The following is a 12,834-nucleotide window of genomic DNA, read 5'->3' on the forward strand; positions in this document are numbered from 1 at the left end:
GCCACTAACGATTTGTGAGCGTCCGGGTGGATATGTACAATGACCTCCCTTTGCCTGCGCAAAGCTGGCGACTCGTCCTGCGCGTTCGGTAACTGATTGTATTTGAAAGCATTTTTGCCTTGTTATAGAAGGCAGCCTGGTGAGAGTCCCTATGAAAGCAGGTCTGTATCATCCTGATGAGTTCAAGGATAACTGTGGCTTCGGCCTGATCGCTCACATGCAGGGCGAGGCGAGCCACGATCTGTTGCAAACCGCCATTGAAGCGTTGACCTGCATGACCCACCGTGGCGGCATCAACGCCGACGGCAAGACAGGCGACGGCTGTGGCCTGCTCATACAGAAACCTGACCTGTTCCTGCGCGAGATGGCGCGTGAGCATTTCGCCGTCGAGTTGCCGCAGCAATACGCGGTCGGCATGGTCTTCTTCAACCAGGACCCGGTCCGCGCCGAAGCCGCTCGCGAGAACATGAACCGCGAGATTCTCGCCGCCGGCCTGCAACTGGTCGGCTGGCGCAAGGTGCCGATCGACCCGAGCGTGCTCGGCCGTCTCGCGCTTGAGCGTTTGCCGCAGATCGAGCAGGTGTTCATCGGGGGCGAGGGGCTGTCGGACGAAACCTTCGCGGTCAAACTGTTCTCCGCGCGTCGCCGCTCTTCCGTGGCCAATGCCGAGGACACCGATCACTACATCTGCAGCTTTTCGCCGCGCACCATCATCTACAAGGGCCTGATGATGCCCGCCGACCTGGCGGCGTTCTTCCCGGACCTCAGCGACGAGCGCCTGAAGACCGCGATCTGTGTGTTTCACCAGCGCTTCTCCACCAACACCCTGCCGAAATGGCCGCTGGCCCAGCCATTCCGCTTCCTCGCCCACAACGGCGAGATCAACACCATCACCGGCAACCGCAACTGGGCGCTGGCGCGGCGTACCAAGTTCGCCAACGAGGCGATCACCGACCTCGACGAGCTCGGCCCGTTGGTCAACCGCGTCGGTTCCGACTCCTCGAGCATGGACAACATGCTCGAGTTGCTGGTCACCGGCGGCATGGATCTGTTCCGCGGCCTGCGCATGATCATTCCGCCGGCCTGGCAGAACGTCGAGACCATGGATTCCGACCTGCGCGGTTTCTATGAATACAACTCCATGCACATGGAACCCTGGGATGGCCCGGCCGGCGTGGTGCTGACCGATGGCCGCCATGCCGTGTGCCTGCTCGACCGCAACGGCCTGCGCCCGGCGCGCTGGGTGACCACCAAGAACGGCTACATCACCCTCGCCTCGGAAATCGGCGTGTGGGACTACCAGCCCGAGGACGTCATCGCCAAGGGCCGGGTCGGTCCGGGGCAGATCTTCGCCGTGGATACCGAGACCGGGCAGATCCTGCAGACCGACGACATCGACAGCCGCTTGAAATCGCGCCACCCCTACAAGCGCTGGCTGCGCGAGAACGCGCTGCGCATCCAGGCGACGCTGGACGACCACGACCACGGCTCACCGTTCTACGACAGCGACCACCTCAAGCAATACATGAAGATGTTCCAGGTCACCTTCGAGGAGCGCGACCAGGTGCTGCGCCCGCTCGCCGAACAGGGCCAGGAAGCGGTCGGCTCGATGGGCGACGACACCCCGATGGCGGTGCTGTCCAAGCGCGTGCGCTCGACCTACGACTACTTCCGCCAGCAGTTCGCGCAGGTCACTAACCCGCCGATCGACCCGCTGCGCGAAGCCATCGTGATGTCCCTGGAAACCTGCCTGGGCGCCGAGAGCAACATTTTCGAAGAGGACGCGTCCCACGCCAACCGGGCGATCCTCAGCACGCCGATCCTGTCGCCGGCCAAGTGGCGGACGATCATGACCCTCGAACGCCCAGGCTTCGAGCGCCAGATCATCGACCTCAACTACGACGAGTCGATCGGGCTGGAAGCCGCGGTACGCAACATCGCCGACCAGGCCGAGGAAGCGGTGCGCGGCGGCAAGGTGCTGCTGATCCTCACCGATCGCCACATCGCCCCCGGCAAGCTGCCCGCGCACGCTTCGCTGGCCGTCGGCGCGGTCCACCACCAGCTGATCGAGAAAGGCCTGCGCTGCGACTGCAACATCATGGTCGAGACCGCCACCGCGCGCGATCCGCACCATTTCGCCGTGCTGCTGGGCTTCGGTGCGACGGCGGTCTACCCGTTCCTCGCCTACGAAGTGCTCGGCGACCTGATCCGCACCGGCGAGGTGCTCGGCGACCTCTACGAAGTCTTCAAGTACTACCGCAAAGGCATCTCCAAGGGGCTGCTGAAGATCCTCTCGAAGATGGGGATTTCCACCGTTGCCTCCTACCGCGGCGCACAGCTATTCGAGGCGGTGGGCCTGTCCGACGAAGTCGTGGCGCTGAGTTTCCGCGGCGTATCCAGCCGCATCAAGGGTGCGCGGTTCGTCGATATCGAAGCCGAACAGAAACTGCTCGCGCAGGAGGCCTGGAACAACCGCCGGGCGATCCAGCAGGGTGGGCTGCTCAAGTTCGTCTACGGCGGCGAGTACCACGCCTACAACCCGGACGTGGTGAACACCCTGCAGGCCGCCGTGCAGCAGAGCGATTTCGCCAAGTTCAAGGAGTACACCGCACTGGTCGACAGCCGTCCGGTGTCGATGCTGCGCGACCTGCTCAAGATCAAGCTCGCCGACGCCCCGCTGACGCTCGAGGAAATTGAACCGCTGGAGTCGATCTTCAAGCGCTTCGACGCCGCCGGGATTTCCCTTGGCGCGCTGTCTCCGGAAGCCCACGAGGCCCTGGCCGAGGCGATGAACCGCCTGGGCGGGCGCTCCAACTCCGGCGAGGGCGGCGAAGACCCGGCCCGTTACGGCACCGTGAAGAGCTCGAAGATCAAGCAGGTCGCCACCGGCCGCTTCGGCGTAACCCCGGAGTACCTGGTCAACGCCGAAGTGCTGCAGATCAAGGTCGCCCAGGGCGCCAAGCCGGGCGAGGGTGGTCAACTGCCCGGCGGCAAGGTCAACGGCCTGATCGCCAAGCTGCGCTATGCGGTTCCTGGCGTAACGCTGATCTCGCCGCCGCCGCACCATGACATCTACTCGATCGAGGATCTGGCGCAACTGATCTTCGACCTCAAGCAGGTCAACCCGAAGGCGTTGGTCTCGGTGAAGCTGGTGGCCGAGCCGGGCGTAGGTACCATCGCCGCGGGCGTGGCCAAGGCCTATGCCGACCTGATCACCATCTCCGGCTATGACGGCGGCACCGGCGCCTCGCCGATCACCTCGATCAAGTACGCCGGTTCGCCGTGGGAACTCGGCCTCGCCGAAACCCACCAGACCCTGCGCGGCAACGACCTGCGCGGCAAGGTCCGGGTGCAGACCGACGGCGGCCTGAAGACCGGCCTCGACGTGATCAAGGCAGCCATCCTCGGCGCCGAGAGCTTCGGCTTCGGCACCGCGCCGATGATCGCACTGGGCTGCAAGTACCTGCGCATCTGCCACCTGAACAACTGCGCCACCGGCGTCGCCACGCAGAACGACAAACTGCGCAAGGACCACTTCATCGGCACCGTCGACATGGTGGTGAATTTCTTCACCTTCATCGCCGAGGAAACCCGCGAATGGCTGGCCAAGCTGGGCGTGCGCAGCCTCGGCGAGCTGATCGGGCGTACCGATCTGCTGGAAATGCTGCCGGGCGAAACCGACAAGCAGGCGCAGCTCGACCTGTCCCCGCTGCTGGGCAGCGAGCATATTCCGGCCGACAAACCGCAGTTCTGCCAGGTGGAGAAGAACCCGCCGTTCGACCAGGGTCTGCTCGCCGAGCGCATGGTGGAAATGGCCATGCCGGCGATTTCCGACAAGCTCGGCGGCGAGTTCGAGCTGGACATCTGCAACTGCGACCGCTCCATCGGCGCGCGGATTTCCGGTGAGATCGCCCGCCGTCACGGCAACCAGGGCATGGTCTCGGCGCCACTGACCTTCCGCTTCAAGGGCACCGCAGGGCAGAGCTTCGGCGTTTGGAACGCCGGCGGCCTGAACATGTACCTGGAAGGCGATGCCAACGACTATGTCGGCAAGGGCATGACCGGTGGCCAACTGGTGATCACGCCGCCGAAGGGCAGCGCGTTCAAGAGCCAGGAGTCGGCGATCATCGGCAACACCTGCCTGTACGGCGCCACCGGCGGCAAGCTGTTCGCCGCCGGCACCGCGGGCGAGCGCTTCGGCGTGCGCAACTCCGGCGCGCATGCGGTCGTGGAAGGCACCGGCGATCACTGCTGCGAATACATGACCGGCGGCTTCATCTGCGTTCTCGGCAAGACCGGCTACAACTTCGGCTCCGGCATGACCGGTGGCTTCGCCTACGTACTCGACATGGACAACACCTTCGTCGACCGGGTGAACCACGAACTGGTGGAAATCCAGCGGATCAACAACGAACCGATGGAAGCCTACCGCAGCCACCTGCAGCGCGTGCTCGCCGAGTACGTGCAGGAAACCGGCAGTGCATGGGGACGCAACCTTTCGGAAAACCTGGACGACTACCTGCGCAAGTTCTGGCTGGTCAAGCCGAAGGCGGCGAGCCTTGGTTCGCTGCTTTCCAGTACCCGGGCGAACCCGCAATAAGAACGCCGCTCCAAGCGGCAAGCCCCCGTCGGGGCTTGCCGGCTCACCGTGATCGTCTCGCAGCGCGGCCCAGGTTCGGCGCTGCTGAAAAGAGGTTTTGAAATGACTGAACGTCTGAACAACGACTTCCAGTTCATCGAGGTCGGCCGCAAGGATCCGAAGAAGAAGCTGCTGCGCCAGCGCAAGAAGGAATTCGTCGAGATCTATGACCTGTTCAAACCGCAGCAGGCCGCCGATCAATCGCACCGTTGCCTGGGTTGCGGCAACCCGTACTGCGAGTGGAAGTGCCCGGTGCACAACTACATCCCGAACTGGCTGAAGCTGGTTTCGGAAGGCAACATCCTCGCCGCCGCCGAACTCTCGCACCAGACCAACACGCTGCCCGAAGTCTGCGGCCGCGTGTGCCCGCAGGACCGCCTGTGCGAGGGCGCCTGCACGCTGAACGACGGCTTCGGCGCGGTGACCATCGGCTCGGTGGAGAAGTACATCACCGATACCGCCTTCGCCATGGGCTGGCGTCCGGACATGTCCAAGGTCAAACCGACCGGCAAGCGCGTCGCGGTGATCGGCGCCGGCCCTGCCGGCCTCGGTTGTGCCGACGTGCTGGTGCGCAACGGCGTGACCCCGGTGGTGTTCGACAAGAACCCGGAGATCGGCGGCTTGCTGACCTTCGGCATCCCCGAGTTCAAGCTGGAGAAGAGCGTGCTGAGCAATCGTCGCGAAGTCTTCACCGGCATGGGTATCGAATTCCGCCTGAACACCGAGGTGGGCAAGGACGTCAGCATCGACGAGCTGCTCGCCGAGTACGACGCGGTGTTCATGGGCATGGGCACCTACACCTACATGAAGGGCGGCTTCCCCGGCGAAGACCTGCCAGGCGTCCACGACGCGCTCGACTTCCTCATCGCCAGCGTTAACCGCAACCTGGGTTTCGAGAAGTCCCCCGAGGACTTCGTCGACATGAAGGGCAAGCGCGTGGTGGTGCTCGGTGGCGGCGATACGGCGATGGACTGCAACCGCACCTCGATCCGCCAGGGCGCCAAGGCCGTGACCTGCGCCTACCGTCGCGACGCCGAGAACATGCCTGGCTCGCGCAAGGAAGTGAAGAACGCCAAGGAGGAGGGCGTGAAGTTCCTCTTCAACCGTCAGCCCATCGCCATCGTCGGCGAGGACAAGGTGGAAGGCGTGAAGGTGGTCGAGACCCGTCTCGGCGAACCGGATGCCCGTGGTCGTCGCAGCCCGGAGCCGATTCCGGGTTCCGAGGAAGTCCTGCCGGCCGATGCCGTGGTCATCGCCTTCGGCTTCCGCCCGAGCCCGGCGCCCTGGTTCGAGCAGTTCGACATCCGCACCGACAGCCAGGGCCGGGTGATCGCTCCCGAGCAGTCGCAGTTCAAGCACCAGACCAGCAACCCGAAGATCTTCGCCGGTGGCGACATGGTCCGCGGTTCCGACCTGGTGGTGACCGCGATCTTCGAGGGTCGCCAGGCCGCCGAGGGCATCCTCGACTACCTGGAAGTCTGATCCCGCGCGGCGCGAGCGCTCAGCTCGCGCCCTTCCGGCAGCAGGCGCGACGCGATGCCGCGCCAAGCTGACCTGACGCAAAACCCCGCCAGCGGCGTTCCCCTAGAGTGACGACATCCCCCGTTGTCCAGGAGTCTCGCCATGCTCACCACCGCCATTTTCCCCTCGCGTTACGTCCAGGGTCGAGGCGCGCTCGCGCAACTCGGTGAAGAGCTGGCCCGATTCGGCGGCAGCAGCCTGGCGTTGCTCGATCCCTTCGCCGACGACAACCTCGGCGCGCAACTCGACGCCTCCGCCAGCGAGCGGATCGATTTCCACCGCGTGCGCTTCACCGGCGAATGCTGCGACGAGGAAATCGCCCGGCTGGTCGGCCTCGCCGAGGCGCGCCGTCCGGATTCGATCGTCGGCATCGGCGGCGGCAAGGCGCTCGACACCGCCAAGGCGCTGGCCCACGAGCTCGGCCTGCCGGTGGCCGTGGTACCGACACTGGCCTCCACCGATGCACCGTGCAGCGCGCTGTCGGTGATCTACACCGCCGAGGGGGCGTTCAAGCGCTACCTGGTGCTGCCGCGCAATCCCGATCTGGTGCTGGTGGACAGCCAGGTGATCGCCCAGGCCCCGGCGCGTTTCCTCGTCGCCGGCATGGGCGACGCCATGGCGACCTGGTTCGAGGCCGAGGATTGCCGCATCCGCGGGGCCGCCAACATGACCGGTCGCCCCGGCCCGCGTACCGCCTTCGCCCTCGCACGGCTGTGCTACGACACCCTGCTCGAGTACGGTCCGTTGGCGCTGCAGGCGTGCCGCCAGCAGGTGGTGACGCCGGCGCTGGAACACATCATCGAGGCCAACACCCTGCTTTCCGGTCTCGGCTTCGAGAGTGGCGGCCTGGCGGCGGCGCACGCCATCCACAACGGCTTCACCGCGCTGGCCGAGACCCACGCCTACTGGCACGGCGAGAAGGTCGCCTTCGGCGTGCTGAGCATGCTCATGCTGCGCGACAGCGCGCCGGCGCAGATCGATGAGGTCTACGACTTCTGCATCGCCATCGGCCTGCCGGTGACCCTGGCCGACATCGGCCTGCACGACGTCGACGATGCCTACCTGCTGCGCGCCGCCGAGCTGGCCTGCGCGGTCGGGGAGAGCATCCACAACGAACCCTTCCCGGTCGACGCCCAGACCGTTCTCGGCGCCATGCGCACCGCGGACGCCGAAGGTCGCCGGCGCAAGGCCCTGGCGGCCGCCGCCGTACACTGAACCCGATACCGCATAACGCAAAGGCACGGCACCCGCCGTGCCTTTTGCCCTGCGCTCTGCGAAAATGCCCGCACTTTTTTCCCGGATGACCCCATGACTGTCCTGAAGAACGATCGCTTCTTGCGTGCCCTGCTCAAGCAACCGGTGGACGTTACCCCGGTATGGATGATGCGTCAGGCCGGCCGCTACCTGCCCGAGTACCGGGCCACGCGCGCCAAGGCCGGCAACTTCGTCAACCTGATGAAGAACCCCGAGCTGGCCTGCGAGGTCACTATCCAGCCGCTGGACCGCTACCCGCAGCTGGACGCGGCGATCCTCTTCTCCGACATCCTCACCATTCCCGACGCCATGGGCCAGGGCCTGTACTTCGAGACCGGCGAAGGCCCGCGCTTCAAGAAGGTCGTCAGTTCGATGGCCGACATCGAAGCGCTGCCGATTCCCGAGCCGGAACAGGACTTGGGCTACGTGATGGACGCGGTGCGCAACATCCGCCGCGAGCTGAACGGCCGCGTGCCGCTGATCGGCTTCTCCGGCAGCCCCTGGACGCTGGCGACCTACATGGTCGAAGGCGGCTCGTCGAAGGACTTCCGCAAATCCAAGGCGATGCTCTACGACAACCCGCAGGCCATGCACGCGCTGCTCGACAAGCTGGCGCGCTCGGTCACCGCCTACCTCAACGGGCAGATCAGGGCCGGCGCGCAAGCCGTGCAGATCTTCGACTCCTGGGGCGGCAGCCTGTCGGCGGCGGCCTATCAGGAGTTCTCCCTGGCCTACATGAAGCAGATCATCGACGGGCTGATCCGCGAGCACGAGGGCCGGCGCGTGCCGGTGATCCTGTTCACCAAGGGCGGCGGCCTGTGGCTAGAGTCGATGGCCGACAGCGGCGCCGAGGCCCTCGGCCTGGACTGGACCTGTGACATCGGCAGCGCCCGCGCCCGCGTCGGCGACAAGGTGGCGCTGCAGGGCAACATGGACCCGAGCGTGCTCTACGCCAACCCGGCGGCGATCCGCGCCGAGGTAGGGCGCATCCTCGCCCGCTACGGCCACGGCGAAGGGCAGGTGTTCAACCTCGGCCACGGCATCACCCCGGAAGTCGATCCAGAGAACGCGCGGGCGTTCTTCGAGGCGGTGCACGAGCTGTCCGCGCAGTACCACGCCTAAGAGTTCCCCTCCGCGAGGGACGCTGAAACGAAAACGCCCGGCATCTGCCGGGCGTTTTGCGTTGCGCTGCCGATCAGCGGTTGCGGTTGCCCGGCAGCACCGGCAGGCGCGCCAGGTGGATGGCCACGCCGAGAGCGATCATCAGCAGCGTCCCGATGAACAGGCCGATGCCGTTCCAGCCCGCCGCGTGCCAGAACACCCCGCCGAGGGTGCCGGCGACGCTGGAACCGATGTAGTAGCTGAACAGGTACAGCGACGACGCCTGGCCCTTGGCCTTGGGTGCGCGGCGGCCGATCCAGCTGCTCGCCACCGAGTGCGCGCCGAAGAAGCCGAAGGTGAAGGTCAGCATGCCGATCACCACCAGCGGCAGCGCGGTGAACAGGGTCAGTGCGAGACCGGCGGACATCAGCACGATGGTCGCCCAGAACACCCGGCGGCGGCCCAGCTTGTCGGCCAGCGCGCCGATCTGCGCCGAGCTGTAGATGCCCGACAGATAGACCACCGAGAGCAGCCCGACCAGCGCCTGGCTCATGTGGTAAGGCTCGGCGAGCAGGCGATAGCCGATGTAGTTGAACAGCGTGACGAAGGCGCCCATCAGCAGGAAGCCCTCGAGGAACAGCCAGGGCAGGCCCGCGTCGCGGAAATGCACGGTGAAGCCGTCCAGCAGGCTGCGCGGGTTGAGCGAGCGGGCGCGGAAGTTGCGCGACTCGGGGAGGATCTTCCAGAACACCACAGCCGCCGTCAGCGCCAGCACGCCGATCACCAGCATCGCCGTGTGCCAGCTGACGAAATCGATCAGCACGCCGGCGATCAGCCGCCCGGACATCCCGCCGATCGCGTTGCCGCCGATGTACAGGCCCATCGCCAGGCCGATGTGCTGCGGGTGGATTTCCTCGCTGAGGTAGGTCATCGCCACGGCCGCGAGCCCGCTGAGGGAAAGCCCGACCAGCGCGCGCGTCACCAGCACGCCCTGCCAGGTAGGCATCAGCGCGCTGGCAATGGTGAACAGCGCGGCGGCGGACAGCGCCGCGACCATCACGGGTTTACGCCCGAGCGCATCGGACAGCGGGCCGGTGATCAGCAGGCCGATGGCGAGCGTCGCCGTGGAAACCGAAAGGATCAGGCTGCTCTGCGCCGCGTTGATGGAAAACTCGTGGGAGAGGATCGGCATCATCGGCTGCACGCAATAGAGCAGTGCGAAGGTGGAGAAGCCGCCGCAGAACAGCGCCAGCACCGTGCGCATGAACATCGGGGTGTTCTTCTCGATGTAGATCTCGCTGCTCTGGACGGCGCTGGAAACAGCCACGGACGACAAGGCGGGCGACGCGACAGCAGTTTTCACGGGTACCTCAAGGGGGCGAATGAAGGATTGGCAGGAAAAGAATATAGGTGGCTAACGATTACATCCAATATATCATTCGACCTGTTTGATATCTGAAACGACTTAATTGGAGCGCGCTATGGAACTGCGTCACCTGCGCTACTTCATCGCGGTGGCCGAGGAACTGCACTTCGGCCGCGCCGCAGAGCTGCTGGGCATCTCCCAGCCGCCCCTCAGCCAGCAGATCCAGGCACTGGAGCAGGAGCTGGGGGCGCGCCTGTTCGAGCGTACCAATCGTCGGGTCGAGCTCAGCGAGGCGGGCCGGCTGTTCCTCGAGGAGGCGCGTCTGGTGCTGGCGCAGGTCGACAAGGCGGCCGATGTCGCGCGCCGTGCGCAGCTCGGCGAACTGGGCGAGATGAAGATCGGCTTCACCTCGTCGGCGCCGTTCAGCACCCGTATCCCCAGGGCGATCCACGCGTTCCGCCAGGCCTTTCCCGCCGTTCACCTCAACCTGCAGGAGATGAGCAGCAAGCTGGGCGAGGCGCAGCAGCGAGCGCCGCGGGCGCAGTTGCAAGCCGTTCAGCAGCGCCGGCAGCAGGCAGATCGAGCACAGGTAGGCGGCCAGCAGCCCGGCCACCGAGAACACCGCGACCTGGGTCAGCGCCGGGAACGGCGTGCAGGCCAGCGCCAGATAGCCGATCAGGTTGGTCGCCAGGCTCAGGCTGAGCCCCGGTAGCGTGGCGCGCACCGCGTCCCAGCTGCGCCAGGTCGGCGCGCCCCAGCTCTTCGACAGGTAGTGCAGCGGGTAATCCGACGCGACGCCGATCAGGCTGCTGCCCAGCATCAGCGTGAGTACGTTGATATGGCCGAACAGCGCCACGCAGGCGACGCAGCCGGCGAGCAGCGCGGCCACCACCGGCAGGAACGCCAGCAGCACGCGAACCCGGCGGAAGGCCAGCAGCAACAGCAGCAGCGCGCCGACGGTCGCGCCGCCGCCGACCCAGGTGATTTCCCGGGTGGCCTGCTGCTGGGCGGCGGCGGCGTACAGCAGGCCGCTGGCGGCGACCAGCCGCCCGCCGTCCGCCGTGACCTGGGCGCGGGCCTCGGCCACCAGTCGCGCGGCCTCCAGCGGTGCGTTCATGTCGAAGGCATCGGCGCGGGTACGCGCGCGCAGCAGCGCCCATTGCAGGCCGTCCGCTTCCGCGAAGAACGCGCCGCTGCCGAGGTCCAGCTGCACGTTGGCGCTGGCCGGACGCTGCTGCGCGATGGCGGCGGCCAGGCCCAGCCAGTCCTGCTGGTTGGCGATCAGGCCGAAACCTGCGAAGGGGTCGAAGAGCTGCTGCACGCGCTGTTCGATGAAGGCCTTCGGGTTGTCGATCAGGCGTTCGCGGGTGGTCGCGCCGAGCAGCGCCAGGCGGCCCCGCAGCAGTTGCTCGCGCAGCGCCGGCAGGTCGGCCTGAACGCCGGTCTGAACCTTCTCGAACAGCGCACCGGCTCGCCAGGCATCGGCGAGTCGCGCGGCAGCGGCGATCGCGCGGTCGCGCTCCGGGTAGCCGACCAGCACCAGCAATTCGCGATTCAGCGGCTCCTGCATGCGCTGTTCGGCGCTTTTCTGCAGCGCGTCGCGGCTGCTGCCGGGCACCAGTTCGAGGATGTCGGTGCTCAGTGGCGCGCCGTTTCGCCACTGCCAGGCGCCCAGCGCGAGGAGCATCAGCAGACCGGCGAGAAAGACCCGGGGGGCGCGTCGCTCAATCGGTGAAATCATGCTGGTCCCGATCGGACAGGGCATCGGCCGCGACGCTGTTTTGCAGCAGCAGTTCGGTGCGGTCCCCCTGGGTTTCGTCCAGCACGATGCGCTGCACCAGCGCGCCGCCGTCGATGCGGATGCTGTTGAAGATCTGTTTGAGCAGCAGCGCGCGCGGGGTCAGGGTCAGCTGCCAGTGCTGTGCATCGCCTTGCAGGGCCAGCTCGAAATCCCGTTGCAGGCCGCTGCTGTCGCCGCCCAGCACGGCGAGGAACAGGCGGTTCTGCTGGGCGCTGGCGCTGCGCTGCGGGATCGCCTGCCAGCCGCCGGCCTCGCGCCGGGCGATGCCCTGTTCGTCGATGCGGTAATCCTGCTGCAGCGGCGTCTTCAACAGCCAGAGCAGGCCGTGGCCCTTGGCCAGGACGAACTCCCCGCGGCTGGTCAGCGGTTTTTCCAGGGCGCGGAGAAACTTCTGCTGAACGAATTCGCCGCGCACCACCGCGGGTTTGCCCAGTTGCGCCGCCAGCTGTTCCAGGCCGAACGCCTGGGCCAGCGCCGGGAGCAGCGACAACGCGGTCGCCAGCAGCAGGCGTCTCATGCCAGCGCCCTGCGCACGGCGTCGACGAACACCGCCGGCGAGGCGAGTTGCATTTCCCGGCTGGCGATCTCGACCGCCACCTGCACGCTGCTGGCGCGGGTCAGGCGTTCGCCGGTTTCCACGTCGCGGATCAGGTAGTTGATCTTCAGGCGGTTTTCCCACTCGACCAGGTCGGCGCGCACGCTGATGCGCTGGTTGAAGCGCGCCGGCCGCACGTAGCGCAGCTGCAGGTCGATGATCGGCCAGCCGTAGCCGGCGTCGCGCATCTGCTGGTAGTTGTGGCCGATGCGCTCGAGCAGCGCGCAGCGGGCGACCTCCAGGTATTTGACGTAGTGGCCGTGCCAGACGATGTCCATCGAGTCGACGTCGAAGAACGGCACCAGCACCTCGATTTCGCTTTGCAGTACGCCGTCCTTACGCATACAGCCCCCAGTGGCGGTTGCGGATGTGGGTGAGGCACAGGCGCAGCTCGGTCTCCAGCGCGCGGTCCTCGATCACCGGCGCGAAGTCGCTGGCGAGCTGCTCGCGCATGCTCGCCAGCGCCGCCGGCAGCGGGCGTGAGTCGGCCTGGCCGGTGCGCAGCCAGACGCCGTGGTTGGCGGCGGGCAGCGCCGCGGCGGCGACCTGCTCGCTCA

7 protein-coding genes and 3 pseudogenes are annotated in these 12,834 nt (G+C 66.5%); 5 read left to right on the top strand and 5 right to left on the bottom strand.

The genetic code is table 11. The features are described from left to right. Window positions 1–151 precede the first annotated feature (151 nt). The 4 genes from gltB (at window position 152) to hemE (ending at window position 8,536) form a co-directional block, all read left to right on the top strand. A complete protein-coding gene (gltB, locus tag QMX85_RS16960; RefSeq protein ID WP_282342791.1) occupies window positions 152–4,600 on the top strand; it encodes a glutamate synthase large subunit in 4,449 nt (1,482 codons plus the stop codon). A gap of 102 nt (window positions 4,601–4,702) precedes the next feature. After that, window positions 4,703–6,121 carry an FAD-dependent oxidoreductase gene (locus QMX85_RS16965; RefSeq protein WP_282342793.1) on the top strand — a complete coding sequence of 473 codons (1,419 nt, stop codon included), beginning with the start codon at window positions 4,703–4,705 and terminating at the stop codon, window positions 6,119–6,121. A 141-nt stretch (window positions 6,122–6,262) separates the two neighbouring features. Continuing rightward, window positions 6,263–7,375, top strand: a complete 1,113-nt coding sequence (locus QMX85_RS16970; protein WP_282342795.1) for a glycerol dehydrogenase — start codon at window positions 6,263–6,265, stop codon at window positions 7,373–7,375. Between the two features lie 93 nt (window positions 7,376–7,468). Next, window positions 7,469–8,536, top strand: coding sequence for a uroporphyrinogen decarboxylase (gene hemE / locus QMX85_RS16975; RefSeq protein ID WP_282342797.1), 1,068 nt, complete (start codon window positions 7,469–7,471; stop codon window positions 8,534–8,536). A 73-nt stretch (window positions 8,537–8,609) separates the two neighbouring features. On the opposite strand, the gene QMX85_RS16980 is transcribed toward hemE, so the two are convergent. After that, entirely contained in the window at window positions 8,610–9,878 is a 1,269-nt protein-coding gene (locus tag QMX85_RS16980; protein WP_282342799.1) for an MFS transporter, read from the bottom strand. Window positions 9,879–9,996: 118 nt separating this feature from the next. On the opposite strand from QMX85_RS16980, the pseudogene QMX85_RS16985 reads away from it, so the two are divergent. Continuing rightward, window positions 9,997–10,386, top strand: a pseudogene (locus tag QMX85_RS16985) (LysR family transcriptional regulator); the annotation flags it as partial. A gap of 3 nt (window positions 10,387–10,389) precedes the next feature. On the opposite strand, the pseudogene QMX85_RS16990 reads toward QMX85_RS16985, so the two are convergent. The 4 genes and pseudogenes from QMX85_RS16990 to QMX85_RS17005 all read right to left on the bottom strand — a co-directional run. Beyond that, a pseudogene (locus QMX85_RS16990) lies at window positions 10,390–11,622 on the bottom strand (hypothetical protein); the annotation flags it as partial. Beyond that, complete coding sequence (locus QMX85_RS16995) at window positions 11,606–12,199, bottom strand: outer membrane lipoprotein carrier protein LolA (protein WP_282342801.1); 594 nt, start codon at window positions 12,197–12,199, stop codon at window positions 11,606–11,608. The gene QMX85_RS16995 and the pseudogene QMX85_RS16990, both read right to left, overlap by 17 nt. After that, entirely contained in the window at window positions 12,196–12,621 is a 426-nt protein-coding gene (locus QMX85_RS17000; protein ID WP_282342803.1) for an acyl-CoA thioesterase, read from the bottom strand. The genes QMX85_RS16995 and QMX85_RS17000 overlap by 4 nt, the downstream gene beginning before the upstream one ends. After that, window positions 12,614–12,834, bottom strand: a pseudogene (locus tag QMX85_RS17005) (histidine ammonia-lyase); the annotation flags it as partial. The pseudogene QMX85_RS17005 and the gene QMX85_RS17000, both read right to left, overlap by 8 nt.

The sequence above is a fragment of the Pseudomonas sp. PS02288 genome, assembly GCF_029959715.1.
Lineage (GTDB): Bacteria > Pseudomonadota > Gammaproteobacteria > Pseudomonadales > Pseudomonadaceae > Pseudomonas_O > Pseudomonas_O kuykendallii.

What these genes read in the sequence shown, in the direction of transcription:
- QMX85_RS16995 (WP_282342801.1), bottom strand. Translation starts at nt 12,199, where the DNA reads ATGAGACGCCTGCTGCTGGCGACCGCGTTGTCGCTGCTCCCGGCGCTG.
- QMX85_RS16970 (WP_282342795.1), top strand. Translation starts at nt 6,263, where the DNA reads ATGCTCACCACCGCCATTTTCCCCTCGCGTTACGTCCAGGGTCGAGGC.
- hemE (WP_282342797.1), top strand. Translation starts at nt 7,469, where the DNA reads ATGACTGTCCTGAAGAACGATCGCTTCTTGCGTGCCCTGCTCAAGCAA.
- QMX85_RS17000 (WP_282342803.1), bottom strand. Translation starts at nt 12,621, where the DNA reads ATGCGTAAGGACGGCGTACTGCAAAGCGAAATCGAGGTGCTGGTGCCG.
- QMX85_RS16965 (WP_282342793.1), top strand. Translation starts at nt 4,703, where the DNA reads ATGACTGAACGTCTGAACAACGACTTCCAGTTCATCGAGGTCGGCCGC.
- gltB (WP_282342791.1), top strand. Translation starts at nt 152, where the DNA reads ATGAAAGCAGGTCTGTATCATCCTGATGAGTTCAAGGATAACTGTGGC.